Source organism: Variovorax sp. LjRoot290 (assembly GCF_964253985.1).
Classification (GTDB): Bacteria; Pseudomonadota; Gammaproteobacteria; order Burkholderiales; family Burkholderiaceae_C; genus Variovorax.
Window position 1 is genome coordinate 2,625,743 of record NZ_CAXURW020000001.1, and the last position, 21,795, is coordinate 2,647,537.

Sequence of the window (21,795 nt, forward strand, 5' to 3'; positions counted from 1 at the left end):
AGATGAACGCGCCACGCACACGGGTGCAGAGGCGCCCTGTGCACGGGGTGCTGCTGCTCGACAAGCCGCTGGGTCTTTCCAGCAACCAGGCGTTGCAGAAGGCCAAGTGGCTGCTGCGCGCCGAAAAGGCAGGCCACACGGGCACCCTCGATCCGCTCGCGAGCGGCGTGCTGCCGCTGTGCTTCGGCGCGGCGACCAAGTTCAGCCAGCTGCATCTCGATGCCGACAAGACCTATGAGGCGACCGCGCGGCTCGGCATCAAGACCTCCACGGGCGATGCCGAAGGCGGGGTGATCGCCGAGCGTCCCGTGGCCGTGACGGCCGAGGACCTGGTGCGCGTCGAAGCGCAATTCACCGGTCCGATCCGCCAGGTGCCGCCGATGCACAGCGCGCTCAAGAAGGACGGCAAGGCGCTCTACGAATACGCACGCGACGGCATCGAGGTCGAGCGCGCCGCACGCGACGTGACGATCCACAAGCTGGCGCTCGGCCGCGTGGAAGACGACCAGATCCGCATCCTCGCAACCGTGAGCAAGGGCACCTACATCCGCACGCTCGGCGAAGACATCGGCGAAGCGCTCGGTTGCGGCGCCCATCTCACCGCCTTGCGCCGCATCGCCACCGGCGGCTTCGACGTCTCGCAATGCGTGACGCTGGAAGCGCTGGAAGCCATGGGCGAGGAAGAGCGCCTGGCGCGGCTGCTGCCGACCGAAGCCCTGGTGGCCGGCCACACGAGCGTCACGCTCGGCGCCGAAGATGCGGCACGCTTTCTTTCGGGCCTGCGCCGTCGCGGCGACTGGCCCGACGCAGCGGAGGTCGCCGTCTTCGGGCCCGCGCCGTCGCACACCCCCGTTCGCCCTGAGCTTGTCGAAGGGCCGGCGCAGGCTTCGACAAGCTCAGCGCGAACGGATGAAAGAGCATTCCTCGGCACGGCGCACGTCACGGCCGGCGAACTGATCCCGGGGCGCTTGCTGAACCCCATCGAAATCCAGCAGACACTTTTGACCGAAGCGACACCATGAGCACCAACCAGATTCGCAACATCGCCATCATCGCCCACGTGGACCATGGCAAGACCACCATGGTCGACCAACTGCTGCGCCAGTCCGGCACCTTCGCCGAACACGAGAAAGTGGTCGACACCGTGATGGACAACAACGCCATCGAAAAGGAGCGTGGCATCACGATCCTGGCCAAGAACTGCGCCGTGACCTGGAAGGGCACGCACATCAACATCGTCGACACCCCCGGCCACGCCGACTTCGGCGGCGAGGTGGAGCGTGCGCTCAGCATGGTGGATGGCGTGGTGCTGCTGATCGACGCCCAGGAAGGCCCCATGCCCCAGACCCGCTTCGTGACCAAGAAGGCCCTGGCCCTGGGTCTGAAGCCCATCCTGGTGGTGAACAAGGTCGACAAGCCCGGCGCGCGCCCCGACTATGTGGTCAACGCCGCCTTCGACCTGTTCGACAAGCTCGGCGCGACGGATGAACAGCTCGATTTCCCCGTGGTCTACGCCTCGGGCATCAACGGCTGGTCGTCGCTGGAAGAGGGCGAACACGGCGAGCAGTGGGGCCCCGACATGTCGGCCCTGTTCGACACCATCCTCAAGCACGTGCCGGCCCATGCGGGAGATCCCGCCGCGCCGCTGCAGCTGCAGATCTCCGCGCTCGACTTCTCGACCTTCGTGGGCCGCATCGGCGTCGGTCGCATCAACGCCGGCACCATCAAGCCCATGATGGACGTGGTCGTGATGGAAGGTCCGGACGGCAAGTCCGTCAAAGGCCGCGTCAACCAGGTGCTGACTTTCCAGGGCCTGGAACGCGTGCAGGCCACCGAAGCCGGCCCGGGCGAGATCGTGCTGATCAACGGCATTGCCGACATCGGCATCGGCGTGACCGTTACCGACCCGGTGAATCCGGCGCCGCTGCCCATGCTCAGGGTCGACGAGCCGACGCTGACGATGAACTTCTGCGTCAACACCAGCCCGCTGGCCGGCCGCGAAGGCAAGTTCGTCACCAGCCGCCAGATCTGGGACCGCCTGCAGAAGGAGCTGCAGCACAACGTGGCGCTGCGCGTCAAGGAAACCGACGAGGAGGGCATCTTCGAAGTGATGGGCCGCGGCGAACTCCACCTGACCATCCTGCTGGAAAACATGCGCCGCGAAGGCTACGAACTGGCTGTGTCCAAGCCGCGCGTGGTGTTCCGCGACGTCGATGGCGTCAAGCACGAGCCGATCGAACTGGTGACCGCCGACATCGAAGACCAGCACCAGGGCGGCGTGATGCAGGCGCTGGGCGAGCGCAAGGGCGAGCTGGTCAACATGGAGCCGGACGGCCGCGGCCGCGTGCGCCTGGAGTACCGCATTCCGGCGCGGGGCCTGATCGGCTTCACCAACGAGTTCCTGAACCTGACGCGCGGCTCGGGCCTGATCTCCAACATCTTCGACAGCTACGAGGCGCACAAGGGCGACATCGGCAGCCGCAAGAACGGCGTGCTGATTTCCATGGACGACGGCGAGATCTTCACCTACGCGCTGGGCAAGCTGGACGATCGCGGCCGCATGTTCGTGCGGGCGAACGACCCGGTTTACGAAGGCATGATCGTCGGCATCCACAGCCGCGACAACGACCTGGTGGTCAATGCCACGCGCACCAAGCAGCTCACCAACTTCCGCGTCTCGGGCAAGGAAGACGCGATCAAGATCACGCCGCCGATCGACCTCACGCTCGAATACGGCGTGGAATTCATCGAGGACGACGAACTGGTCGAGATCACGCCCAAGAGCGTGCGCCTGCGCAAGCGCTTCCTGAAGGAACATGAGCGCAAGCGCGCCAGCCGCGACACAGTCTAGAGCCGCGCTGTCTCACGGCCGCGCGGTCTGGCTGATGGTCGCCGTGACCCTCATGTGGGCGACGGCGGGCGTGGTCACGCGCCACCTCGAACAGGCGCGCAGCTTCGAGATCACCTTCTGGCGCAGCTTCTTTACGCTGCTGGCCCTGCTCGTGATCCTGCCGCTCTGGCAGGGACGCGCAGTGTTCTCGAAGATCCGCGACGGCGGCCGCGCGTTGTGGATCTCGGGCGTCTGCTGGTGCGTGATGTTCACCGCCTTCATGGTGGCGCTCACGCTGACCAGCGTGGCCAACGTGCTGGTGACCATGGCTCTGGGGCCGCTCTTCACCGCGCTCGCGGCGCGGGTCTTCATCGGCCACCGGCTTCCGGCGCGCACCTGGGCCGCTATCGTGGTGGCGGGCCTGGGCATCGGCTGGATGTACGGCACCCAGCTCGGCGACGGCCTGCTGGCCGGCACGCTGGTGGCGCTGTGCGTGCCGCTGGCCGGCGCCTGCAACTGGACCGTGGTTCAGCATGCGCATGCCAAGGGCCGCGACATCGACCTGGTCCCCTCGGTGCTGCTCGGCGCCGCGGTCTCGTCGCTGCTCACGCTGCCGCTGGCCTGGCCGCTCCAGGCCAATGCGCACGACCTGGGCCTGCTCGCCTTCCTTGGCTTGTTCCAGCTCGCGATCCCGTGTGCGCTGTCGGTGGTCTGCGCGCGCATCCTGAAGGCGCCCGAGGTGGCGCTGCTCGCGCTGCTGGAAATCGTCTTCGGCATCGCGCTGGCCTGGATCGGGGCCGGCGAGGAGCCGGCGCCGAGCGTGCTGACAGGCGGTGCGCTCGTGATCGGCGCATTGGTGTTCAACGAACTGCTCGGGCTGCGTGACCGCCGCGCGGCTGCTATACCCTTGCCGGGGACCCACTAGACTTGGGACTTCTACCGATGTCCGGTGCAAACCCAGGGCCGTTTGACTTCCATTTCAAGAGGGAGATATCGATGCGACTTTCCACGTTCCTGCTGGCCGGTGCGCTGGCTACGGCATCCTTGGGCGCCGCGGCCCAGGTGTCGGTCAACATCCATGTGCCGGGCCTCATTGCCGTGGCGCCGCCGGCGCCTCGCTTCGAGCGCGTGCCGGCGCCACGCGTCGGCTACGTCTGGGTGGCCGGCCATTGGCAATACCACCAGGACGCGTATGGCTGGCGCCAGGGCTACTGGGAGCCGGCGCGCCCCGACCATGTCTACGCGCCGGGCCGCTGGGTACGCGCCGACGGCGGCTGGCGCTGGGTCGAGCCCAACTGGAAGAGCAAGGGCGGCAAGCACCGCGACCACGACGACGATCGCTATGAACGTCATGGCCGGCATGACGATCACGGCCCCGGCGGCCATCACTGCCCGCCGGGACAGGCCAAGAAGGGCCGCTGCTGAGCCTCAGGGGCGCGCCACCTTCCAGACGTTGTTGACGCCATCGCCGGTCTTGTCGCCGGCCTTGGTGTCCTTGACCCAGTAGTAGAGCGGCCAGCCCTTGTAGGCCCATTGCTTCTTGCCGTCGTCGCGCACGACGATGGTGTAGGCGGCCATCGGCTTGGCCGTGTCGGCCGCCATCAGCGGCGGCCAGTTGGTGGCGCAGGGTCCGTTGCAGGTGGACTTGCCGCTGCCGGCGGTATCGCGATCGAAGGTGTAGAGCGTCATGCCGGTGGGGCCGACCAGCACGCCATCGGCGGTACGGGTCGGGGTGTCCGGCGCCGATGCGGTCCTGGACATGCTGCCGCATCCGGCGAGCAGGGCGGCCGCAAGAATCGAAGCGCTGAGCAGTTTCATGAAGTTTTCTCCTTCGGTTAAAAAATCGCAAAAGCCGATACGGCCGGGGCAGTCTAGCGCCCGGGCCTTTTGTTCATAGTTGACGGTAGACCACGCCGGCGAGGCCCAGCAGCGCATCGCGCGGCAGCTTGCCCGCCAATGCATAGCCGAAACCGCGATCGACCCAATAGAAGCTCGGCACCGGACCGTCCGCCGAGTAGCGGAACGCCGTTTCGCCCGCCTGTGCCGGCCCGGCGGCGCTGCCCAGGCTGCCGATGTAGAGGGTCACGCGCTCGCCGTCGGCGCGCTCGAACATGAACTGTGCCCTTGCCCCCTCGCTGCCCGGCAGCAGACGGCCGCCCACGAGCGCGTAGCCCTCGGCCGACAGATCCGGCACCTTGAGCGGCTTGTCGAGCCGCCTGGAGAGCCACTGGACGAGGTGCTGCTGCTCGGCAGCGACCACTTCGACCGGATGCCGCTTCTCGGGCGCATAGACCGCGTGCGCCACCGAGGCGGCATGCACGAACTCGCGCGTGGCCGGCGCGCGGGCCAGCGCGGCGCCGGTCTGCTGCGACGCCGACCATTGGTGGTTGCCGACCCAGCCGGCGGCGAAGGCGATCAGCACGCCCGCAGCCATCCCGCCCCAACGCATCCAGCGCGCCTGTCGGGCCCGGCGATCATCTAGATGCCCGGCCGCCGCCAGCAGCGCTTTGGGAACGGGTTCGTCGAGCACTTCGCGATGCAGTTCGCGCAGCGCGTCGCGCTGGGCTCGCCAGGCGAGCTGGTCGGTGTCGGGAGGCGGCGTGGGGCTGTTCATGGCGGATGAGATGCGGGCTACTTGAGGCGGCGCAGACCGGGGCGGCCCGATGCCGGCGACTCGGTCCCTTCCATCAGGTCCTGAAGCCGGACCCGGGCCCGCGAGAGGCGCGACATGACGGTGCCCACGGGGACATCCAGAATCCTGGCGACCTGCGCGTAGGAGAGGTCTTCGAGCGCCACCAGCAGCAGCACGGCGCGCTGCTCCTCGGGCAGGCGCAGCAGGCAGCGCTGCAGGTCGATGGTCCGGTCGCGATGACCGTCGCCACTGCTCAATTCATGCGCCACATCATCGATGTCCACCGTGGCGCGCGGCGGTGCGCGCCGCACCTGGCTCGCGAACACGTTGTGCATGAGCGTGAAGAGCCAAGCCCGCAGATCGCTGCCCACGATCCACAAGCGCCACTTGCTGCAGGCGCGCTCCAGCGTGTCCTGCACCAGGTCGTCCGCGGCCCAGGCGTCGCCCGTCAGCGCGCGCGCATAGCGCCTGAGGCTGGGGATGTGGTCGACGAGCGCGCGTGAATCCATCGCTGCACTAACGCCGTGGGGGCGCGGTTTATTCCACCGTGCCCAAAAAAATTCAGTGCTCGCTGCGCAGCACTCGCCGCTTGATCGGCTTGGCAGGGTTGCCGCCGTACACCGTCCAGGGATCCAGGGAGCGGAAGGCGACGCTGCGGGCGCCCAGCACCGCGCCTTCGCCCACTTCCACACCGGGCCCGACGAAGGCTTCTGCCGCGATCCAGGCGTCGGCGCCGATGGTGATCGGGCTCGCCGTCAACTGGAAACTCGCAGAGGAAATGTCGTGGCTGCCTGCGCACAGGTGTGCGCCCTGCGAGACCAGCGCGGCGCGCTCGAGCCGGATCGGCGCCATGTTGTAGCAAATGACCCGTTCAGCCAGCATCGCGCGATCGGCCAGGTGCAGATTCGGCGGATACCAGACCCGCGCGCTGCCGCGCACGTCGCTGGATTCGCCCAATTGCGCGCCGAAGAGTTTCAGCAGAAAGCGGCGCCAGAAGCGCATCTGCGGCGGCGTCCAGGAGGCGAGCAGCGCCCAGCTCAGGTTCCAGGCCGCGCGCACCAGCCGGTTGGAAAGCGAGAAACTGGGGCCGCCTTCGAGCGGGTTGACGCGCGCGGCGTCGAGGGGTTGGAGCGCCATGGTGCTTCCTTCAGCGGCTGCGGCTCTTCATGGCCCGCTCGACCTCGCGCTTGCCTTCGCGGTCCTTGATAGTGTCGCGCTTGTCGTGCTCGGCCTTGCCCTTGGCCAGCGCGATCTCGCACTTCACCTTGCCCGCTTTCCAATGCAGGTTGAGCGGCACCAGCGTGTAGCCTTTCTGCTCGACCTTGCCCACGAGGCGGCGAATCTGCTCCTTGTGCAGCAGCAGCTTCTTGGTGCGCACCGAATCGGGCGTGATGTGCGTCGAGGCCGAACGCAGCGGGTTGATCTGGCAGCCGATCACGAACAGCTCGCCGTCGCGGATCACGACGTAGCCGTCGGTCAGTTGCACCTTGCCTTCGCGCAGCGATTTGACTTCCCAGCCCTCCAGCACCATGCCGGCCTCGAAGCGTTCTTCGAAGAAGTAGTTGTACGCGGCCTTCTTGTTGTCCGCGATCCGGGAGGAGGTGTCTTGTTTTTTTGTGGCCATGGTGTGTCAGGTGAGGGCTGCATGGCTTCAATACAATCCGTCGCGCACGCTGTGCCGATTCTATGAAAACAGTCCACAAGTCCATCCTGATCTGGTACAGCGCCGAAGAGATGTACTCCCTGGTCACTGACGTGACGAAGTACCCCGAGTTTCTCCCCTGGTGCGACAAGGCCAAGGTGATCGAGCACGACGCCGCCGGCATGACGGCCGAAGTCGGCCTCGCTTTCAGCGGTTTTCACCACAGCTTCACCACCCGCAACACCCATGTGCCGGGCCGCGAGGTCCATTTGAAGCTGGTCGACGGACCGTTCTCCAACCTCGACGGCGTCTGGAAGTTCACCCCGGTGGGCGAGGCGGGCGAGCGGGCCTGCCGCGTCGAGCTCAACCTCAGCTACGGCTTCAGCAATTTCGCGTTGCAGGCGCTGGTCGGGCCGGTGTTCGACAAGGTCGCATCCAACCTCGTGGAGGCCTTCGTCAAGCGCGCCGAGCACATCTACGACAAGATCTGATGCTGCAGGTGACCGTGGCGTACTCGCCGGCGCCGCGCGAGGTGTTCGAAGAGGTGCTGGGCGTGGCCGAAGGCGCGACAGTGCGCGATGCGGTGCGCGAAAGCCATCTGCCGCTTCAATTCCCGCAGCTCGACTGGCAGGCGATGCAGCCCGGAATCTGGGGCCATGCGGTGGCATGGGATCAGGCTCTGGCAGACCTCGACCGCATCGAGCTCTGCCGCCCGCTCACGGTGGACCCCAAGGTCGCACGGCGCGAGCGATTCAAGAAACAGGGCGCACGCGGAACGGGCCTGTTCGCGCGCCGCCGCAAGGGCGGCAAGGCCGGGTACTAGGCTCGGGGTGTGCGGGAGATCAGGCGGGAAACACCGCGGAACCGGCTTCCCCGGGCCGCTGGTGTTGCCCCCGGAAGGGGGTTGGCGAAGCGACACGAAGTGCGCGAAGCCTGGGGGCGAGCCTATTACTTGCAGTCGGCGCCGATCACCGACTGCAGGCGCTCCTGCTCGGCGGCCCGCGCCTTGTCGTCCATGATCTCGCGCTCGCCCTGGGCGTTCACGCGGGCCACGCGGATGCCGCTGTCGAAGGTGGCCTTGGCCTGGCGCGCCCGCTGGCAGTTCTCGGCCTTGGCCTGGGCGATCTTCTGAGCCTCGGCGGCCTTCTTGGCCTTTTCCGCTTCCTCGGCCTTGCGCGTTTTCTCCTCGAGTTCCTTGTCCACGCCGCTGGGCCTGGCGCCGCTGGCGGCAACGCGGGGCGCAGCAGCGGCATCGGCCTCGGGAGTTGCCGGTGCAGGGCTGAAGTTCGGCCGCGAGGAGGGCGCACCCGGCCGGCGCAGGATGTTCTTGTCCGGAATCTCGGGCGGCGGGGCCTGGTCGCTGAAGACCTTCTTGTTGTCCTTGTCGATCCACTGCCACTGGGCATTGGCGCCCATCGACAGCAACAGGCAGGCCGATCCGAGTACGAGCAAGTGCGCGATTTTCATGGCCGGCAGTTTAGCGCCGCCTTACGTTTTGCAACTTACTCGATGGCGTTTTTGCAACGTAACAACGGTATTCGTGCCGCAAGCCGATTCACCTTTGGCCCGGGTAAGTACCGAGCCATCGTTACAATCCGTCTTTTGGAGCTTCACCCATGCGCCTTCTCGGCAAAGCGCTCACCTTCGACGACGTGTTGCTGGTGCCAGCGTTCTCCCAGGTCCTGCCCAAGGACACCTCCCTCGCCACCCGACTCTCCCGCAATATCACACTGAACCTGCCGCTGGTCTCCGCGGCGATGGACACCGTGACCGAAGCGCGCCTCGCCATCGCGATGGCGCAAGAGGGCGGCATCGGAATCGTGCACAAGAACTTCACCGCCGCCGAGCAGGCTGCGCAGGTGGCCAAGGTGAAGCGCTACGAATCCGGCGTGCTGCGGGATCCGGTGGTGATCACGCCCACGCACACCGTGCTGCAGGTCATGCAGCTGTCCGACGAACTGGGCATCTCGGGCTTTCCGGTCCTCGACGGCGGCAAGGTGGTCGGCATCGTGACCGGGCGCGACCTGCGCTTCGAGAACCGCTACGACGTGCCGGTGAGCGAGATCATGACGCCGCGCGAGAAGCTCATCACCGTGCCCGACGGCACCACGCTCGCCGAGGCCAAGGCGCTGCTCAACAAGCACAAGCTCGAACGCCTGCTGGTCATCAACAACGCCTGGGAGCTCAAGGGCCTGATCACCGTCAAGGACATCACCAAGCAGACCAGTTTCCCGAACGCCGCGCGCGACGCCAGCGGCCGGCTGCGCGTGGGCGCCGCGGTCGGCGTGGGCGAGGGCACCGAGGAGCGCGTCGAGGCGCTCGTGAAGGCCGGCGTCGACGCGATCGTGGTCGACACCGCCCACGGCCATAGCGCCGGCGTGATCGAGCGCGTGCGCTGGGTCAAGAAGAACTATCCGCAGGTCGACGTGATCGGAGGCAACATCGCCACCGGCGATGCCGCCCGCGCGCTGGCCGATGCGGGCGCCGACGCGGTCAAGGTCGGCATCGGCCCCGGTTCCATCTGCACCACGCGCATCGTGGCCGGTGTCGGCGTGCCGCAGATCATGGCGGTGGACAACGTCGCCACCGCGCTGCAGGGCAGCGGCATCCCGCTGATCGCCGACGGCGGCATCCGCTACTCGGGCGACATCGCCAAGGCCATCGCCGCCGGCGCCAGCACCGTGATGATGGGCGGCATGTTCGCCGGCACCGAAGAGGCGCCGGGCGAGATCGTGCTGTTCCAGGGCCGCAGCTACAAGAGCTATCGCGGCATGGGCTCGATCGGCGCCATGCAGCAGGGCAGCGCCGACCGCTACTTCCAGGAATCGACCACCGGCAACCCGAACGCGGACAAGCTGGTGCCCGAAGGAATCGAGGGCCGTGTGCCCTACAAAGGCTCGATGGTCTCGATCGTCTACCAGATGTCTGGCGGCTTGCGCGCCAGCATGGGCTACTGCGGCTGCGCCACCATCGAGGACATGAAGAACAAGGCCGAGTTCGTCGAGATCACTACCGCGGGCATTCGGGAAAGCCACGTGCACGACGTGCAGATCACCAAGGAAGCGCCCAACTACCGCGCGGAGTGATCGGCCTCTCATGCACCACCAAAAAATCCTGATTCTCGATTTCGGCTCCCAGGTCACCCAGCTGATCGCACGGCGCGTGCGCGAAGCGCATGTGCTCTCCGAAGTCCATCCCTGCGACGTCACCGACGAATGGGTGCGCGAGTACGCGAGGGACGGCAGCCTGAAGGGCGTCATCCTCTCCGGCAGTCACGCAAGCGTCTACGAAGAGACGACCGACAAGGCGCCGCAGGCGGTGTTCGAGCTCGGCGTGCCGGTGCTCGGCATCTGCTACGGCATGCAGACCATGGCGCACCAGCTGGGCGGCAAGGTCGAGGGCGGCCACAAGCGCGAGTTCGGCTTTGCCGCCGTGCGCGCGCGCGGCCACACCGAGCTCCTGAAAGACATCGCCGACTTCACGACCGACGAAGGCCACGGCATGCTCAACGTCTGGATGAGCCACGGCGACAAGGTCACCGAGCTGCCGCCGGGTTTCAAGCTGATGGCCTCGACCGAGAGCTGCCCGATCGCCGGCATGGCCGACGAAGACCGGCATTTCTACGCCCTGCAGTTCCACCCCGAAGTCACGCACACGCAGCAGGGCAAGGCGATCCTCGAACGCTTCGTGCTCGGCATCTGCGGCGCCAAGCCCGATTGGGTGATGCGCGACCACATCGCCGAGGCGGTAGAGGCGATCCGCAAGCAGGTGGGCGACGAGGAAGTCATCCTCGGCCTCTCGGGCGGCGTCGATTCCTCGGTGGCCGCCGCGCTGATCCATCGCGCCATCGGCGACCAGCTGACCTGCGTGTTCGTCGACCATGGCCTCTTGCGCCTCGACGAAGGCGACAAGGTGATGGACATGTTCGTCGGCCAGCTGCACGCCAAGGTGATCCGCGTCGATGCAAGCGAGCTCTTTCTCGGCAAGCTGGCCGGCGTGAGCGACCCGGAGGCCAAGCGCAAGATCATCGGCGGCGAATTCGTCACCGTTTTCAAGCAGGAAGCGGCCAAGCTCACCAGCGCCGGGGCCAAGGGCGCCAAGTGGCTGGCCCAGGGCACCATCTATCCCGACGTCATCGAGTCCGGCGGCGCCAAGAGCAAGAAGGCCGTCACGATCAAGAGCCACCACAACGTGGGCGGCCTCCCCGAGCAGCTGGGCCTGAAGCTGCTGGAGCCGCTGCGCGACCTGTTCAAGGACGAGGTACGCGAGCTCGGCGTCGCGCTCGGCCTGCCGCCCGAGATGGTGTACCGCCATCCTTTCCCCGGGCCGGGCCTGGGCGTCCGCATCCTCGGCGAGGTCAAGAAGGAATACGCCGACCTGCTGCGCCGCGCCGACGCGATCTTCATCGAGGAGCTGCGCAACTTCAAGGACCCGTCCAGCGGCAAGAGCTGGTACGACCTGACCAGCCAGGCCTTCACCGTGTTCCTGCCGGTCAAGAGCGTGGGCGTGATGGGCGACGGCCGCACCTACGACTACGTGGTCGCGCTGCGCGCCGTGCAGACCAGCGACTTCATGACTGCCGACTGGGCCGAGCTGCCCTACGCTTTGCTGAAGAAGGTATCGGGCCGCATCATCAATGAGGTCCGCGGCATCAACCGCGTGACCTACGACGTGAGCAGCAAGCCGCCGGCGACGATCGAGTGGGAGTGAGGGGCGCGGATAATGCCTGGCGGTTTCAAGTCTGGAGCGCAACAGGGTTGCGTCAGTGGATTGACGCTGGCGGTTGATGGGCCGAGGCGAGCGTTCTTGCGAACACTTCCAGGGGCGAGTGCCACGCGTGAGTGGCGCGAGGGCGGTTGTTCATGCTGTCGGCGATCGCGTCGAGTTCGTCTTGGCTGAACAGGCTCAGGTCGGTGCCCTTGGGCAGGTACTGGCGCAACAGCCCGTTGGTGTTCTCGCAGGTGCCACGCTGCCACGGACTGTGCGGGTCGCAAAAGTAGACCTTCACGCCGGTCTGCGCTGCCAGGTCAGCATGACGCGACATCTCCTTGCCCTGGTCGTAGGTCAGGCTCTGGCGCAGCGGCTCGGCAATCGAATTCAGCTTTGCAGAGAAGCCCGCGAGCGCCGAGGCGGCCGTGGCGTCGTCCATCTTGGCAAGGAGCACCAGACGGCTGGTGCGCTCAACCAGCACGCCCACCGAGGACTGGTTGCCAGCGCCCTTGATGAAGTCGCCTTCCCAGTGACCTGGCATGACGCGGTCGTCCACCTCGGGCGGGCGCACGTGAATGCTGACCATGTCCGGGATCTGGCCGCGGCGATCGTCGCCTCGGGTGCGCGGCATGCGAGTGCTGCGCCCGCGGCGCAGACAGGCAATGAGCTGACGTCGAAGCTCGCCGCGTGGCTGGGCGTAGATGGCGTTGTAGATGGTCTCGTGGGACACGTGGCGCTCGGGCTCGTTGGGGAATACGCGCTTCAGGGTACCCGCGATCTGCTGGGGTGACCACCTCCAGTCCAGCAGGGTCAGTACCACGCCCCAACCAACACCTTGCATGTCGAGCTTGCGTGTCGGACGAGCGGCCTGGCGCCGCCCCTGGCTGCTCACCTGCGCCGAGTGCGAGGTGTAGGGCAACTCGGCCAGCGTGTTGCGCCCCAACTCCCGGCTGATGGTGGACGCCGAGCGCCCGAGCATGCGGGCCATGGCCCGCATGCTCGAACCCTGTTGACGCATGCTCGCCATCGTCATCCGGTCCTCGGGTTGAAGCTGCTGGTACCTTGTTCGTTCATTCATGTGCACACCTTATGCGATGAGGTGTTGCACTTCAGAGTTGAGGCCGCCCCTATATAAATCAATGACTTAGATCGAGTTTCGATGTCCGTGAGCACGACATCAATGGTGCTTCTCGAGAACTCTAAGTTGTTGAAAGATATGGGCTTTTTGTTGCAGCAAAAACCCTTCCGAAAGTGATCAGCGAAGAATGCAGCGCTACTTCTGACGGTATTTCTGACGGCATCCCAGCGTTGCTGGATTGACGCCGATTTTTTACCGCCATTCGCTCGCGCAGAACGAGGCCGCGTGCTGGCGCTGGCGATGGCGGACAGTGATGAGCTCACCACGCTGCGCGCGGAGAACGGCCGGCTGATCGCGCTGCTCGAATCGCACGGCATCGAATGGCGGGCGCAGCAGCAACCGTCCCCACCGTCCGTCGAGGCCGGCACCGTGCCGAACGAAAGCCTGCTTTGATGCGCTGATGCAGATTCAGGTGCGCTTGAATTGGAGCGAGCGGGCAGACCACTATCGGCGACGTAGCGTGACAGGAAGTATCGACGTTGTATATACTTCGTTGATATCAATGTTTCCGGAGCCGGTCATGTCCAAAGAAGCCATGTTCACCATGAAGCTGGAGCCGGAGCTGCGCGACGCCTTCATGGCTGAGGCCGAAGCCAGCCACCGCCCGGCGTCGCAGGTGGTGCGCGAACTGATGCGCGAGTTCGTCGAGCGTCAACGGCAGGCCCGTGAGTACGACTCGTTCCTACGCGCCAAGGTCGACACGGCGCGCGCGCAGATCGCATCCGGTCAATACGCCAGTGACGCCGATGTCGAGGCCCGCTTTGCTGCCCGTCGCACTGCACTGCGGGCCAAAGCCGGCGGCTGACGCATGAGGGTCCTGTGGACCTTGTCCGCCGAGCAAGACCGCGCCGACATCGTCGACTTCATCGCTCAGGACAATCCGCTCGCCGCTATCCGCATGGATGAGATTTTCTCGGCAGCTGTCGGCCGGCTGGCCGAGCACCCCCTGCTGGGACGGGCCCCCGGGCACCCGCGAGTTGATTCCACACGAGAGCTATCGGCTGGTCTATGAGGTGCGGGCCGATACCATCTGGATATTGACCTTGGTGCATACCGCTCGCCTGTGGCCGCCGACCCGGTCGTGATCGGAGGCCAGCAAAAGCGCTCGGTTTTTGACGGTAGAAGTGACGGCAAAGCACGATGACTCGGACTACGAAAGGCAGTGCTCACGCGGGTTTCCGGCCCTCGGAAATCATTGAGTGGGAGTGAGGGCGCCGATATTACCTATATGAATCAATAGCTTAGAGAGATCCGTCAATGATTCTGCGTGCGACGTCAATGGCGGCTTCCCAAACGCTAAGTTGTTGAAGGCCATACCCTTTTTGCTGGCAGCCCCGTCTCGAAAACGAAAATCACCGACGTGAGCAGCTAATTTTTTGACGGTATTTTTGACGGCAATAGTCATCGGGTACACGTGAGAGTTGCTCCATGTTGGCAAGCGCGCAGCGCGCTGCTCTTGGAGCGATCCGGAGCAAATGCCCATGCAGTTGTCTACGATAGTTCCCCGCGGTCTCAAGTCATTTTTCGCGCCGGCAGTGCCAACCGCGGCTTGCCAAGCACTTGAGTCGCCACCCGCGACGCGAACCGCCGCGTCAAGAAACGCACGCCGAAGCACGACAGCTTGTTGAACAGTCCGGGCACAACCGTGCGCTTGCCGCGCAGCATCGCGCGGATCGCGGCGTGCGCCACAAACTCCGCGCTTTTCGTCGACGCGTTCGCGATCCACGAGTAGTCGCCCCCGCCAGACGCGGCGTGGAACGCGGTTTCTGTGCCGCCAGGGCAGATGCAGGTCACCGACAGCGGCGTGCCGCGGTGCTCGTCATGGAGGCCCTCGCTGAAGTTGCGGACGAACGCCTTCGACGCGGCGTACAGCGCCATGTTCGGTACTGACTGGTACGCGCCGGTCGACGCGATATTCACCATATGCGCGGGTCCGGTACTAGCCTTGCGCGCGTCGACGAAGCACCGCGCGAGCGCGACGAGCGAAGTCATGTTGAGTTGGACGAGCTCCGCGTCGCGCGCCCAGTCGACCTCGTCGAACCGGCGGAAATAGCCGAACCCGGCGTTGTTGATCAGGATGTCGATCGGGCCGCTGGCGATCGCGGCGTCCCACAGCGCGCGCGCGGCATCGGGCTTGCCGATATCCGCGGTGACGATCTCGACCTTCACGCCCTTGCAGGTCGCGGCGACCGCGTCGAGTGCGTCGCGGCGCCGCGCCGTCAGCACGAGATCAACGCCGAGCGCCGCGAGCTCACGCGCGATTGCCGCGCCAATGCCGCTGGATGCGCCGGTCACCAGCGCGCGCTTGCCGATGTTGACGGTTGTGTGTGTATTCAAATCGTTCTCCTTGTCGTGTGGAGCGGCCAAGGAACTCCAAGGCCTGCAAGGTTTGCGCGTCGCGCCATACGATGGCCTGTCCAGGTTGGACAAGGGCCTGATCGAAGACGCCAGCGCAGGCAAGTGCGGCAGCTACATCATTTGCACCACGACCTTGCCCTTGGCGCGACCACCGTCTACGTAGGCCAACGCTTTGTGGGTGTCCTGAAACGGGAATACCTTGTCGACGACCGGGCGGATTGCGCCTGATTCGATGAGGGTCGTGATCTCGCGCAACTGCGCCCCATCGGCCCGCATGAATACGAACGTGTATTCGCCCCCGTTCTTCTTCGCCTTCTTCCTGATGCCGAAACTCAGCAGGCGCAGCACTTGTTGGAGCGGCCAGGCCAGTCCTCGCGCGACGGCGAACGCCGGGGTGGGCGGCCCGGAGATGGAGATGAGATGTCCGCCCGGCTTGAGAACCTGGACGGATTTGTTCAGCTCGTCGCTGCCGAGGCTGTTCAGCACCACGTCGTAGCCACGAAGCACCGTGGCGAAGTCCTGCTGCTTGTAGTCGATGACGACGTCCGCGCCCAAGGCCTTCATCCAGGCGATGTTGGCCGTACTGGTGGTCGTGGCCACGAACGCCCCGAGATGCTTGGCAAGCTGGATGGCGATGGTGCCTACGCCGCCGGAGCCGGCATGGATCAGCACCTTCTGCCCCTTTTTCAGCTTGGCGGTCTCGACCAGTGTCTGCCAGGCCGTCAGGGCCACCAGAGGAAGGGAGGCGGCTTCGACCATGTTGAGATTCGCGGGCTTCAGCGCCAGCGACGATTCCTTGACGGCAATGAACTCGGCGAAGGTGCCGATGCGATCGTCGTCAGGGCGTGCATAGACCTCATCACCGGGCTTGAAGCTGCGAACGCGAGCGCCGCATGACCGTTCCGGCCAAGTCGTTGCCAAGGATCAAGGGGAGGCGGTAGGGAAGAATCAGTTTGAATTCGCCGCTCTTGATCTTCGAGTCCAGGGGATTGATGCTCGCCGCGTGGATCCGGATCAGGACGTCATCGTCCCGGACCTCGGGGTCGGGCATTTCGCCGATGCCGCCAACTTCTCTCTTTCCGTAACGATCGATGATGAAAGCTTTCATGGGGGACTTTTTTCCAGAGTTCTTTATTGAATGGGTTTTCAGCCCCGCGCCGCAGGGTGCGATCGGGAAAGGCGGCCTGAAGCGGGTCGCCAAGGATGCCGCCGCTCAGTCATTGAGGAAGGCCAGCGCCTTGGGCACGAACTCGCCGTGGTACTGGAAGATCCCGCCATGCCCGGCGTCTTTGTAGATGACCAGTTGCGAGCCGGGAATGCGACGCGCCATGTCATGACTGTTCACGGTCGGAACCATGATGTCGTTGTCGCCATTGGCGATCAGCACAGGGATGCGGATGCCGCCCAGATCCTGGGGCACCCGCCGGCCCCAGGCCTTAATTGCCTTCAGCTGCCGCAGGAAGGCACTGGGCGTCGGCCCCTTGTCCCGATCCGCCTTGCGCTCCTTCAGTCGCTCCAGGAAGGCCTTCGCGGCTTGCCGGCCATTGGCCGTGGAGGTGAAGAACAGGTAGGTCTTTGGATCGCGCAGCGTCAACAAGCCTTTGGCTATCAGCGGCCAGGAGACCGCCCCTACCTGGTCGATGCCTTTGCTGCCTGCCGGCCCCGTACCGGTCAGGATGAGTCGGCGCACCAGGCCGGGGGCTTTCAGCACGATGTCCTGCGCCACGAATCCTCCGAGGGAGAAGCCAAGCAGATCGACCTTCTCGAAACCCAGTGCGTGGATCAGTGCGATCGCATCCCGTGCCATCGCATCGATGGTCACAGGTGCCGTTCCGCCCGAAGCGCCAATTCCCCGGTAGTCGATGGCGATGATGCGATGCCTGCGGGAAAGCCCATCGACGATACGCGGGTCGAAATTGTCGAGGAGATTGAGCAGAACCAGCGGCACGCCACTGCGCGGCCCAAGGTCACGGTACGCGAATGCAGTCCCGTCGACATCGATCGATCGGGTGGCGGTGTCGATGTAGGGCATGCTCAATCCTGGGTGCTCGTCGGTAGGGGTCATCGTCTCTTCAAGGGGTTTCGTGTGGTGCGGAGAATCGAGGGGGCGAGGTGCCACCGGATTGGCGGTCACGCATTCACATCGACAACGGTGCGCCCCTGAACCTTCCCTGCGAGTACCTGGCTGGCGATTTCAGGAACCTCTGCCAGGCCAATCACCTTGGTTGTCCGTGCAAGCTTGCCCAGATCCAGGTCGCTGGCCAGACGCGACCACGCCTGCAGCCGCACAGGCTGGGGCGCATTGACCGAGTCGATACCTGCGAGGGTGATGTTGCGCAGGATGAAGGGCAGAACGGATGCCGGCAGATCCGCGCCCTGTGCGAGGCCGAAGGCCGCGACCACCCCGCGATACTGGGTCTGCGCCAGGACGTTCGCCAGCGTATGGCTGCCGACCGAATCGATGGCCCCGGCCCATTGCTCCTTGGCGATCGGTGCGCCCGCTTCGGACAGGGTGTGGCGGTCGATGACGTCCGCCACGCCCAGTTCGCGCAGGTAATCGGCTTCATCGAGACGCCCGGTCGAGGCGATCACGCGATAGCCCAGGCCCGACAGCAGTGCGATCGCCACCGACCCGGAGCCGCCATTGGCACCGGTCACCAGGATGTCGCCACGCTCGGGCGTCAGGCCGCCATGCTCCAGTGCGAGCACGGACAACATGGCGGTGAACCCGGCGGTGCCGATGGCCATGGCATCCCGGGTCGAAAAGACCTCCGGGATCCTGACCAGCCAATCACCGCTCACCCGCGCCTTCTGCGCGAAGCCACCGTGGTGCGTCTGACTCAGTCCCCAACCGGTCGCCAGCACACGGTCGCCAGCGACGAGGCCGGGATAGGTCGATGACTCGACGACACCGGCAAAGTCGATGCCCGGAATCAGCGGAAACTGGCGAATGACCGGTGACCGGCCACTGAGCGCCATCGCGTCCTTGTAATTCACCGTCGAGTACTCGACCGCGACGGTGACGTCGCCCGGCATCAGATCTTCGTCCTTGAAGTCGACCAGGCTGCTTGAAATGGTGTCGCCGGTCTTGCTGGCGAGCAGTGCCTTGAATGTCATGTGCCGTCCGTTCCGTTCTGGAGCTTTTTGCCGTTTCAGGCGGCGGTTCGATAGCGCTCTGCCACATGGGCCTGCCGGATGTCCGCGAGCAGGGTCTGACGTGCCGTGTTCAGCACCTCCCAGCGCGCGGCATCATGCAGCGGCGGGATAGTCACGAGTTCACGGCGGTCGAATCCGGCCAGCGCGGCATCCACCAGCTCATCCGCCGCCATCAAATCAGGCATCGCACTACTGTCGATGCCCGCGCGCTCCCAGATCTCGGTACGAGTGCCGGCAGGCAACACCGCCTGCACGTAGACACCCTTGGGCGTGAGCTCCAGGCTCAGCCCCTGGGACAGGAACAGCACGAAGGCCTTGGTCGCACCGTAGACCGACATGCCGAACTCGGGCGCCAGGCCGACCACCGAGCCGATGTTGACGATCGCGCCCTTGCCGGCCTGCACCAGGCGCGGGGCGATGGCACTCGCCAGCCTTGCCAGTGCGACGGTGTTGAGGCTGATCAGGCGGGCGACATCGGCTGTCGATTGGTCGATGAATTGGCCGGACAGCGCGGCCCCGGCGTTGTTGATCAGGGTTTCGATCCTGGCGTCCTCGCGCAGGCGCGCCTCGACTATGGCCAGATCACCAGGCTGGGTCAGGTCGGCCGGGAGGGTATCGACGGCAGCGCCGGTTTCCGCACGCAGGCGCGCAGCGAGCGTTTCCAGGCGTGCCTTGTCGCGTGCCACCAGTACAAGGTCGTGGCCGCGGCGTGCGAAGCGGTCGGCATAGATGGCGCCAATGCCGGTCGAGGCGCCCGTGATGAGAACAGTGGAATGGGAGGTCATGTGTTTTCTCTTGATCGAAAAGGTCGTTGGTCAGGCAGGAAAAGGGGATGCGGGTGGCATCACTCCTCCAGAAACTGGATCGCGTGTTGGAGGAAGCGCTCGGGATGCTGGAACTGCGCGCCATGTCCGGCGTCGGGGTAGATCAACAGCTGCGCGTTGGGAATGTTCTGCGACAGATGCCAGGAGTTGATCGTGGGGATCATGATGTCGTGGACGCCGTTGAGCACCAGGGTCGGCTGCGTGATGGCGTTCAGGAAGGCATAGGGATTCGCACCCGGCAATGGCTGGAGGTAGGCGGCGTGCGCCTCGGTCTGGGCTTGAGCGACCGCCATGGAACTGGGCGGGTCCTGGTCGACGCGCTGGTGACGGCGCTCCCAGAAGGCCAGGCCCGCCTGCTTGGCAGCCTCCGAGCGGCCAAAGAACAGGTAGAGGAAGTCATCCGCGGTTGGCACGGGATTGGGCGCGACTTCCAGCACCCTGGGCTCCATCTTCGGATCGCCGCCGCGCAGTCCGGTGCCGAGCAGAAGGAGCTTGCGAACCAGTTGCGGGTGACGCAGTGCGACCTCCTGCACCTGGAAGCCCCCGATCGAGAAACCGAGCAGATCGACCCGGGACAGGCCCAGCGCTCGGATTACCAGGGCGATGTCGTCTGCCATGTCTTCGATCCGGTTGCGGGGCGTGCCGGTCGATGAGGCAATGCCACGACCGTTGTAGAGGATGACTTCGCGACCTGCGGCCAGACCATCAGTCAACAGGGGATCCCAGTGGTCCAGCCCGCCGCGGAAATGCTGGACGAAGAACAGAGGGGGCTGTTCGCCGGAGGTGTTGCCCCAGCGGCGGTAGGCGAATTTGTCGCCATCCACTTCGACGAAGCGGGTGGGGGCGGTCAGGTGGGTGTCGCTCATATCCGGAAGCCTTCCAAGGTAAGTTGGCTTAATGATGTCGATCATCATCTTTGTTGTCAAGGACTTTGATGATGATTGACATCAATGTATATTCACGACTTCACTGATGGCATATCTAGAGAGATCCTGGACATGAAGGTCACCAAAGCGCAGGCACAGGCGAACCGGGCGCGCATTGTCGAGACGGCCTCTGCGCTGTTTCGCGAGCGTGGCTACGACGGGGTGGGGATTGCGGACTTGATGGCAGTCGCCGGCTTTACCCATGGTGGGTTCTACAAGCACTTCGGGTCCAAGGCCGACCTGCTGGCGGAAGCGGCGACCTGTGGTTTTGCGCAATCGGCCGCCAAAGCCAAAGGGGTCGATGCGGCAGAAGTCGTCAAGCAATACCTGTCCCGAGAGCATCGCGACGCTCGGGGTGAAGGTTGCACGATGGCCGCGCTATGCGGAGACGCTGCGCGTCAGCCGGAGTCGATCAAGATGGCTTTTGCGACCGGCGTTGAAAGCTTGCTGACGAACCTGGCAAACCAGTGCGGCGTGCCGGAAGAGGGCGATCGGGGAGACGACATGCGCGCCAAGCGGATCGACGTCCTTGCGCAGGTGATCGGCGCAATAGTGCTGTCGCGGGCGTGTCCCGACGACTCGTCACTCGCCGATGAAATTCTGGATGTCTGCCGGGCGGCAGTCCTGTCGAGGCTATCGGCTCCCCTTGATGCGTAGTTGACGCACTCCGTGTGCGGACGCGACCACGACGTGCCTGATTTTTGACCTCTCTGCACCCGTTTCAGGAGGACACCATGGCCGAGCATGAAATCGCTTCTGACGGTAAAAGCGACGGTAAAGATCCATGTCGATCACAGCCAAGTCCTTGGACCATGCGGGTTTGGACGGCCTGTTGATGATGGAGTGGGAGTGAGGGGCGTCGAATTACCTATATGAATCAATAGCTTAGAGAAGGCTGCCGATGATCGTGAATACGACGTCAGTTGCGGCTTCCCAAACTCTAAGTCGTTGAATGCCATGCTCTTTTTCGTTGGCAGGCTAGTCTTGGAAACGAGATTCCCGACGAGAGCAGCGATTTTTTCTGACGGTACTTTTGACGGTAGAAGTCCACACCTAAATCAACGATGGATTTTTACCGTCAACTGCTCACGCAACCCTCGGCACGAAGCGTGGGCCTCAGACCGCAGACTCAACTCGGTACGCGGTGAAGCCTGAAGCAATATTCACTGGACAGCGAATATCGCCGTTTCACCAAATATGACCGGGAAGTCATGCCAGTGTCGCGCGTACCGCTCGCCACGAATCCGTCCCTGCGCGCAGTAGACATGGGTTGCGGTGGCCTTTTCCCAGAAGGTTCGTGCGACGCTCATCACCAAAGGGGACGCAGTCGGAAACGTCACGCCGTCACGCCGTTGACCTGGCCATCCCATGTCGCATGCCACAGGTACGACCTCGTGGGGCTCACCAGTCGCCCGGCCGCCGAATTCCAGCGTGACGACAGGCGCTACGTAGCCAGTCCCCTGCTTGACCGCCGGGTAGTGGAGTAGGAGCTTGTCGCGCTCGGCGCCCGCGATCTCCAGCTTGGCATCCAGCTTCGCCAGCTCCAGGGCCCGCTCAAGAATCGGCTGCACTTCGCCGG

General features: G+C 64.9%; 26 protein-coding genes and 1 pseudogene. 12 read left to right on the forward strand and 15 right to left on the reverse strand.

Annotated features, from left to right (window positions below):
* The first annotated feature begins 2 nt into the window (after nucleotides 1-2).
* From truB to ACSQ9A_RS13185, 4 genes are all read left to right on the forward strand, one after another.
* Nucleotides 3-1,022: a tRNA pseudouridine(55) synthase TruB gene (truB, locus tag ACSQ9A_RS13170; RefSeq protein WP_436303941.1), complete on the forward strand. Its 1,020-nt coding sequence runs from the start codon at nucleotides 3-5 to the stop codon at nucleotides 1,020-1,022.
* Nucleotides 1,019-2,851 (forward strand): translational GTPase TypA, encoded by a 1,833-nt coding sequence (gene typA, locus ACSQ9A_RS13175; RefSeq protein ID WP_093107539.1) that lies wholly within the window; start codon nucleotides 1,019-1,021, stop codon nucleotides 2,849-2,851. Before truB ends, typA begins: the two co-directional genes overlap by 4 nt.
* A 34-nt stretch (nucleotides 2,852-2,885) precedes the next feature.
* Nucleotides 2,886-3,755 (forward strand): DMT family transporter, encoded by an 870-nt coding sequence (locus tag ACSQ9A_RS13180; protein WP_436303942.1) that lies wholly within the window; start codon nucleotides 2,886-2,888, stop codon nucleotides 3,753-3,755.
* 71 nt (nucleotides 3,756-3,826) lie between these two features.
* Nucleotides 3,827-4,255 (forward strand): YXWGXW repeat-containing protein, encoded by a 429-nt coding sequence (locus ACSQ9A_RS13185; protein WP_093107535.1) that lies wholly within the window; start codon nucleotides 3,827-3,829, stop codon nucleotides 4,253-4,255.
* 3 nt (nucleotides 4,256-4,258) lie between these two features.
* Here the strand turns inward: ACSQ9A_RS13185 and ACSQ9A_RS13190 are convergent, their stop codons facing one another.
* The 5 genes from ACSQ9A_RS13190 to smpB all read right to left on the reverse strand — a co-directional run bounded on the left by ACSQ9A_RS13190 (nucleotide 4,259) and on the right by smpB (nucleotide 7,086).
* On the reverse strand, nucleotides 4,259-4,648 hold the full coding sequence (locus ACSQ9A_RS13190) for a COG4315 family predicted lipoprotein (RefSeq protein WP_093107533.1): 390 nt from the start codon (nucleotides 4,646-4,648) through the stop codon (nucleotides 4,259-4,261).
* Nucleotides 4,649-4,721: 73 nt separating this feature from the next.
* Nucleotides 4,722-5,444, reverse strand: coding sequence for an anti-sigma factor family protein (locus tag ACSQ9A_RS13195; protein WP_436303943.1), 723 nt, complete (start codon nucleotides 5,442-5,444; stop codon nucleotides 4,722-4,724).
* 17 nt (nucleotides 5,445-5,461) lie between these two features.
* The gene (locus ACSQ9A_RS13200; protein ID WP_436303944.1) at nucleotides 5,462-5,971 is read right to left on the reverse strand and encodes a sigma-70 family RNA polymerase sigma factor; all 510 of its coding nucleotides are present in this window, start codon (nucleotides 5,969-5,971) and stop codon (nucleotides 5,462-5,464) included.
* 52 nt (nucleotides 5,972-6,023) lie between these two features.
* Nucleotides 6,024-6,599, reverse strand: coding sequence for a putative colanic acid biosynthesis acetyltransferase (locus ACSQ9A_RS13205; protein ID WP_436303945.1), 576 nt, complete (start codon nucleotides 6,597-6,599; stop codon nucleotides 6,024-6,026).
* A 10-nt stretch (nucleotides 6,600-6,609) separates the two neighbouring features.
* Complete coding sequence (smpB, locus tag ACSQ9A_RS13210; protein WP_093107525.1) at nucleotides 6,610-7,086, reverse strand: SsrA-binding protein SmpB; 477 nt, start codon at nucleotides 7,084-7,086, stop codon at nucleotides 6,610-6,612.
* A 62-nt stretch (nucleotides 7,087-7,148) separates the two neighbouring features.
* Between smpB and ACSQ9A_RS13215 the strand changes: the two genes are divergently transcribed.
* Both ACSQ9A_RS13215 and ACSQ9A_RS13220 read left to right on the forward strand, forming a co-directional pair.
* Nucleotides 7,149-7,595, forward strand: coding sequence for a type II toxin-antitoxin system RatA family toxin (locus ACSQ9A_RS13215; protein ID WP_093107523.1), 447 nt, complete (start codon nucleotides 7,149-7,151; stop codon nucleotides 7,593-7,595).
* Nucleotides 7,595-7,927 carry an RnfH family protein gene (locus ACSQ9A_RS13220; protein WP_436303946.1) on the forward strand — a complete coding sequence of 111 codons (333 nt, stop codon included), beginning with the start codon at nucleotides 7,595-7,597 and terminating at the stop codon, nucleotides 7,925-7,927. The genes ACSQ9A_RS13215 and ACSQ9A_RS13220 overlap by 1 nt, the downstream gene beginning before the upstream one ends.
* 125 nt (nucleotides 7,928-8,052) lie before the next feature.
* Here ACSQ9A_RS13220 and ACSQ9A_RS13225 read toward each other — a convergent pair whose 3' ends face one another.
* Complete coding sequence (locus tag ACSQ9A_RS13225; RefSeq protein ID WP_093107519.1) at nucleotides 8,053-8,571, reverse strand: DUF4124 domain-containing protein; 519 nt, start codon at nucleotides 8,569-8,571, stop codon at nucleotides 8,053-8,055.
* 149 nt (nucleotides 8,572-8,720) lie between these two features.
* Here ACSQ9A_RS13225 and guaB point away from each other — a divergent pair, with 149 nt between their 5' ends.
* Both guaB and guaA read left to right on the forward strand, forming a co-directional pair.
* Nucleotides 8,721-10,190 (forward strand): IMP dehydrogenase, encoded by a 1,470-nt coding sequence (gene guaB, locus ACSQ9A_RS13230; RefSeq protein ID WP_436303947.1) that lies wholly within the window; start codon nucleotides 8,721-8,723, stop codon nucleotides 10,188-10,190.
* Nucleotides 10,191-10,200: 10 nt separating this feature from the next.
* Nucleotides 10,201-11,814 carry a glutamine-hydrolyzing GMP synthase gene (gene guaA / locus ACSQ9A_RS13235; RefSeq protein ID WP_436303948.1) on the forward strand — a complete coding sequence of 538 codons (1,614 nt, stop codon included), beginning with the start codon at nucleotides 10,201-10,203 and terminating at the stop codon, nucleotides 11,812-11,814.
* A gap of 52 nt (nucleotides 11,815-11,866) precedes the next feature.
* On the opposite strand, the gene ACSQ9A_RS13240 is transcribed toward guaA, so the two are convergent.
* Complete coding sequence (locus ACSQ9A_RS13240) at nucleotides 11,867-12,892, reverse strand: IS30 family transposase (RefSeq protein WP_436295365.1); 1,026 nt, start codon at nucleotides 12,890-12,892, stop codon at nucleotides 11,867-11,869.
* Between the two features lie 285 nt (nucleotides 12,893-13,177).
* On the opposite strand from ACSQ9A_RS13240, the gene ACSQ9A_RS13245 reads away from it, so the two are divergent.
* The 3 genes from ACSQ9A_RS13245 to ACSQ9A_RS13255 all read left to right on the forward strand — a co-directional run bounded on the left by ACSQ9A_RS13245 (nucleotide 13,178) and on the right by ACSQ9A_RS13255 (nucleotide 13,964).
* Complete coding sequence (locus ACSQ9A_RS13245) at nucleotides 13,178-13,345, forward strand: hypothetical protein (RefSeq protein WP_436303949.1); 168 nt, start codon at nucleotides 13,178-13,180, stop codon at nucleotides 13,343-13,345.
* A 127-nt stretch (nucleotides 13,346-13,472) separates the two neighbouring features.
* A complete protein-coding gene (locus ACSQ9A_RS13250) occupies nucleotides 13,473-13,757 on the forward strand; it encodes an antitoxin of toxin-antitoxin stability system (protein WP_436303950.1) in 285 nt (94 codons plus the stop codon).
* Between the two features lie 3 nt (nucleotides 13,758-13,760).
* Nucleotides 13,761-13,964 (forward strand): type II toxin-antitoxin system RelE/ParE family toxin, encoded by a 204-nt coding sequence (locus ACSQ9A_RS13255; protein WP_436303951.1) that lies wholly within the window; start codon nucleotides 13,761-13,763, stop codon nucleotides 13,962-13,964.
* 180 nt (nucleotides 13,965-14,144) lie between these two features.
* Here ACSQ9A_RS13255 and ACSQ9A_RS13260 read toward each other — a convergent pair whose 3' ends face one another.
* The 7 genes and pseudogenes from ACSQ9A_RS13260 to ACSQ9A_RS13290 form a co-directional block, all read right to left on the reverse strand.
* A complete protein-coding gene (locus tag ACSQ9A_RS13260; RefSeq protein WP_436303952.1) occupies nucleotides 14,145-14,357 on the reverse strand; it encodes a hypothetical protein in 213 nt (70 codons plus the stop codon).
* A gap of 107 nt (nucleotides 14,358-14,464) precedes the next feature.
* Nucleotides 14,465-15,289 (reverse strand): SDR family NAD(P)-dependent oxidoreductase, encoded by an 825-nt coding sequence (locus ACSQ9A_RS13265; RefSeq protein ID WP_436303953.1) that lies wholly within the window; start codon nucleotides 15,287-15,289, stop codon nucleotides 14,465-14,467.
* A gap of 132 nt (nucleotides 15,290-15,421) precedes the next feature.
* Nucleotides 15,422-16,418 (reverse strand): annotated as a pseudogene (locus tag ACSQ9A_RS13270) (NADP-dependent oxidoreductase).
* A gap of 105 nt (nucleotides 16,419-16,523) precedes the next feature.
* Entirely contained in the window at nucleotides 16,524-17,342 is an 819-nt protein-coding gene (locus tag ACSQ9A_RS13275; protein WP_436303954.1) for an alpha/beta fold hydrolase, read from the reverse strand.
* Between the two features lie 98 nt (nucleotides 17,343-17,440).
* Nucleotides 17,441-18,427 carry an acrylyl-CoA reductase (NADPH) gene (acuI, locus tag ACSQ9A_RS13280; RefSeq protein WP_436303955.1) on the reverse strand — a complete coding sequence of 329 codons (987 nt, stop codon included), beginning with the start codon at nucleotides 18,425-18,427 and terminating at the stop codon, nucleotides 17,441-17,443.
* 35 nt (nucleotides 18,428-18,462) lie between these two features.
* Entirely contained in the window at nucleotides 18,463-19,251 is a 789-nt protein-coding gene (locus tag ACSQ9A_RS13285; protein ID WP_436303956.1) for an SDR family NAD(P)-dependent oxidoreductase, read from the reverse strand.
* 59 nt (nucleotides 19,252-19,310) lie between these two features.
* Nucleotides 19,311-20,156 (reverse strand): alpha/beta fold hydrolase, encoded by an 846-nt coding sequence (locus ACSQ9A_RS13290; protein WP_436306293.1) that lies wholly within the window; start codon nucleotides 20,154-20,156, stop codon nucleotides 19,311-19,313.
* Nucleotides 20,157-20,288: 132 nt separating this feature from the next.
* On the opposite strand from ACSQ9A_RS13290, the gene ACSQ9A_RS13295 reads away from it, so the two are divergent.
* On the forward strand, nucleotides 20,289-20,873 hold the full coding sequence (locus tag ACSQ9A_RS13295) for a TetR/AcrR family transcriptional regulator (protein WP_436303957.1): 585 nt from the start codon (nucleotides 20,289-20,291) through the stop codon (nucleotides 20,871-20,873).
* Nucleotides 20,874-21,379: 506 nt separating this feature from the next.
* On the opposite strand, the gene ACSQ9A_RS13300 is transcribed toward ACSQ9A_RS13295, so the two are convergent.
* Nucleotides 21,380-21,787: a nucleotidyl transferase AbiEii/AbiGii toxin family protein gene (locus ACSQ9A_RS13300; RefSeq protein WP_436303958.1), complete on the reverse strand. Its 408-nt coding sequence runs from the start codon at nucleotides 21,785-21,787 to the stop codon at nucleotides 21,380-21,382.
* Nucleotides 21,788-21,795 lie beyond the last annotated feature (8 nt).

Excerpts from the sequence above, each read along its gene's own strand:
- ACSQ9A_RS13295 (WP_436303957.1), top strand. The coding sequence starts at position 20,289 with ATGAAGGTCACCAAAGCGCAGGCACAGGCGAACCGGGCGCGCATTGTC.
- ACSQ9A_RS13205 (WP_436303945.1), bottom strand. The coding sequence starts at position 6,599 with ATGGCGCTCCAACCCCTCGACGCCGCGCGCGTCAACCCGCTCGAAGGC.
- ACSQ9A_RS13185 (WP_093107535.1), top strand. The coding sequence starts at position 3,827 with ATGCGACTTTCCACGTTCCTGCTGGCCGGTGCGCTGGCTACGGCATCC.
- smpB (WP_093107525.1), bottom strand. The coding sequence starts at position 7,086 with ATGGCCACAAAAAAACAAGACACCTCCTCCCGGATCGCGGACAACAAG.
- ACSQ9A_RS13285 (WP_436303956.1), bottom strand. The coding sequence starts at position 19,251 with ATGACCTCCCATTCCACTGTTCTCATCACGGGCGCCTCGACCGGCATT.
- ACSQ9A_RS13260 (WP_436303952.1), bottom strand. The coding sequence starts at position 14,357 with ATGACTATTGCCGTCAAAAATACCGTCAAAAAATTAGCTGCTCACGTC.
- typA (WP_093107539.1), top strand. The coding sequence starts at position 1,019 with ATGAGCACCAACCAGATTCGCAACATCGCCATCATCGCCCACGTGGAC.
- ACSQ9A_RS13190 (WP_093107533.1), bottom strand. The coding sequence starts at position 4,648 with ATGAAACTGCTCAGCGCTTCGATTCTTGCGGCCGCCCTGCTCGCCGGA.
- ACSQ9A_RS13240 (WP_436295365.1), bottom strand. The coding sequence starts at position 12,892 with ATGAATGAACGAACAAGGTACCAGCAGCTTCAACCCGAGGACCGGATG.
- ACSQ9A_RS13220 (WP_436303946.1), top strand. The coding sequence starts at position 7,595 with ATGCTGCAGGTGACCGTGGCGTACTCGCCGGCGCCGCGCGAGGTGTTC.
- acuI (WP_436303955.1), bottom strand. The coding sequence starts at position 18,427 with ATGACATTCAAGGCACTGCTCGCCAGCAAGACCGGCGACACCATTTCA.
- truB (WP_436303941.1), top strand. The coding sequence starts at position 3 with ATGAACGCGCCACGCACACGGGTGCAGAGGCGCCCTGTGCACGGGGTG.
- ACSQ9A_RS13200 (WP_436303944.1), bottom strand. The coding sequence starts at position 5,971 with ATGGATTCACGCGCGCTCGTCGACCACATCCCCAGCCTCAGGCGCTAT.
- ACSQ9A_RS13225 (WP_093107519.1), bottom strand. The coding sequence starts at position 8,571 with ATGAAAATCGCGCACTTGCTCGTACTCGGATCGGCCTGCCTGTTGCTG.
- ACSQ9A_RS13290 (WP_436306293.1), bottom strand. The coding sequence starts at position 20,156 with ATGAGCGACACCCACCTGACCGCCCCCACCCGCTTCGTCGAAGTGGAT.
- ACSQ9A_RS13255 (WP_436303951.1), top strand. The coding sequence starts at position 13,761 with ATGAGGGTCCTGTGGACCTTGTCCGCCGAGCAAGACCGCGCCGACATC.
- ACSQ9A_RS13215 (WP_093107523.1), top strand. The coding sequence starts at position 7,149 with ATGAAAACAGTCCACAAGTCCATCCTGATCTGGTACAGCGCCGAAGAG.
- ACSQ9A_RS13195 (WP_436303943.1), bottom strand. The coding sequence starts at position 5,444 with ATGAACAGCCCCACGCCGCCTCCCGACACCGACCAGCTCGCCTGGCGA.
- guaA (WP_436303948.1), top strand. The coding sequence starts at position 10,201 with ATGCACCACCAAAAAATCCTGATTCTCGATTTCGGCTCCCAGGTCACC.
- ACSQ9A_RS13180 (WP_436303942.1), top strand. The coding sequence starts at position 2,886 with ATGGTCGCCGTGACCCTCATGTGGGCGACGGCGGGCGTGGTCACGCGC.
- ACSQ9A_RS13250 (WP_436303950.1), top strand. The coding sequence starts at position 13,473 with ATGTCCAAAGAAGCCATGTTCACCATGAAGCTGGAGCCGGAGCTGCGC.
- guaB (WP_436303947.1), top strand. The coding sequence starts at position 8,721 with ATGCGCCTTCTCGGCAAAGCGCTCACCTTCGACGACGTGTTGCTGGTG.
- ACSQ9A_RS13275 (WP_436303954.1), bottom strand. The coding sequence starts at position 17,342 with ATGCCCTACATCGACACCGCCACCCGATCGATCGATGTCGACGGGACT.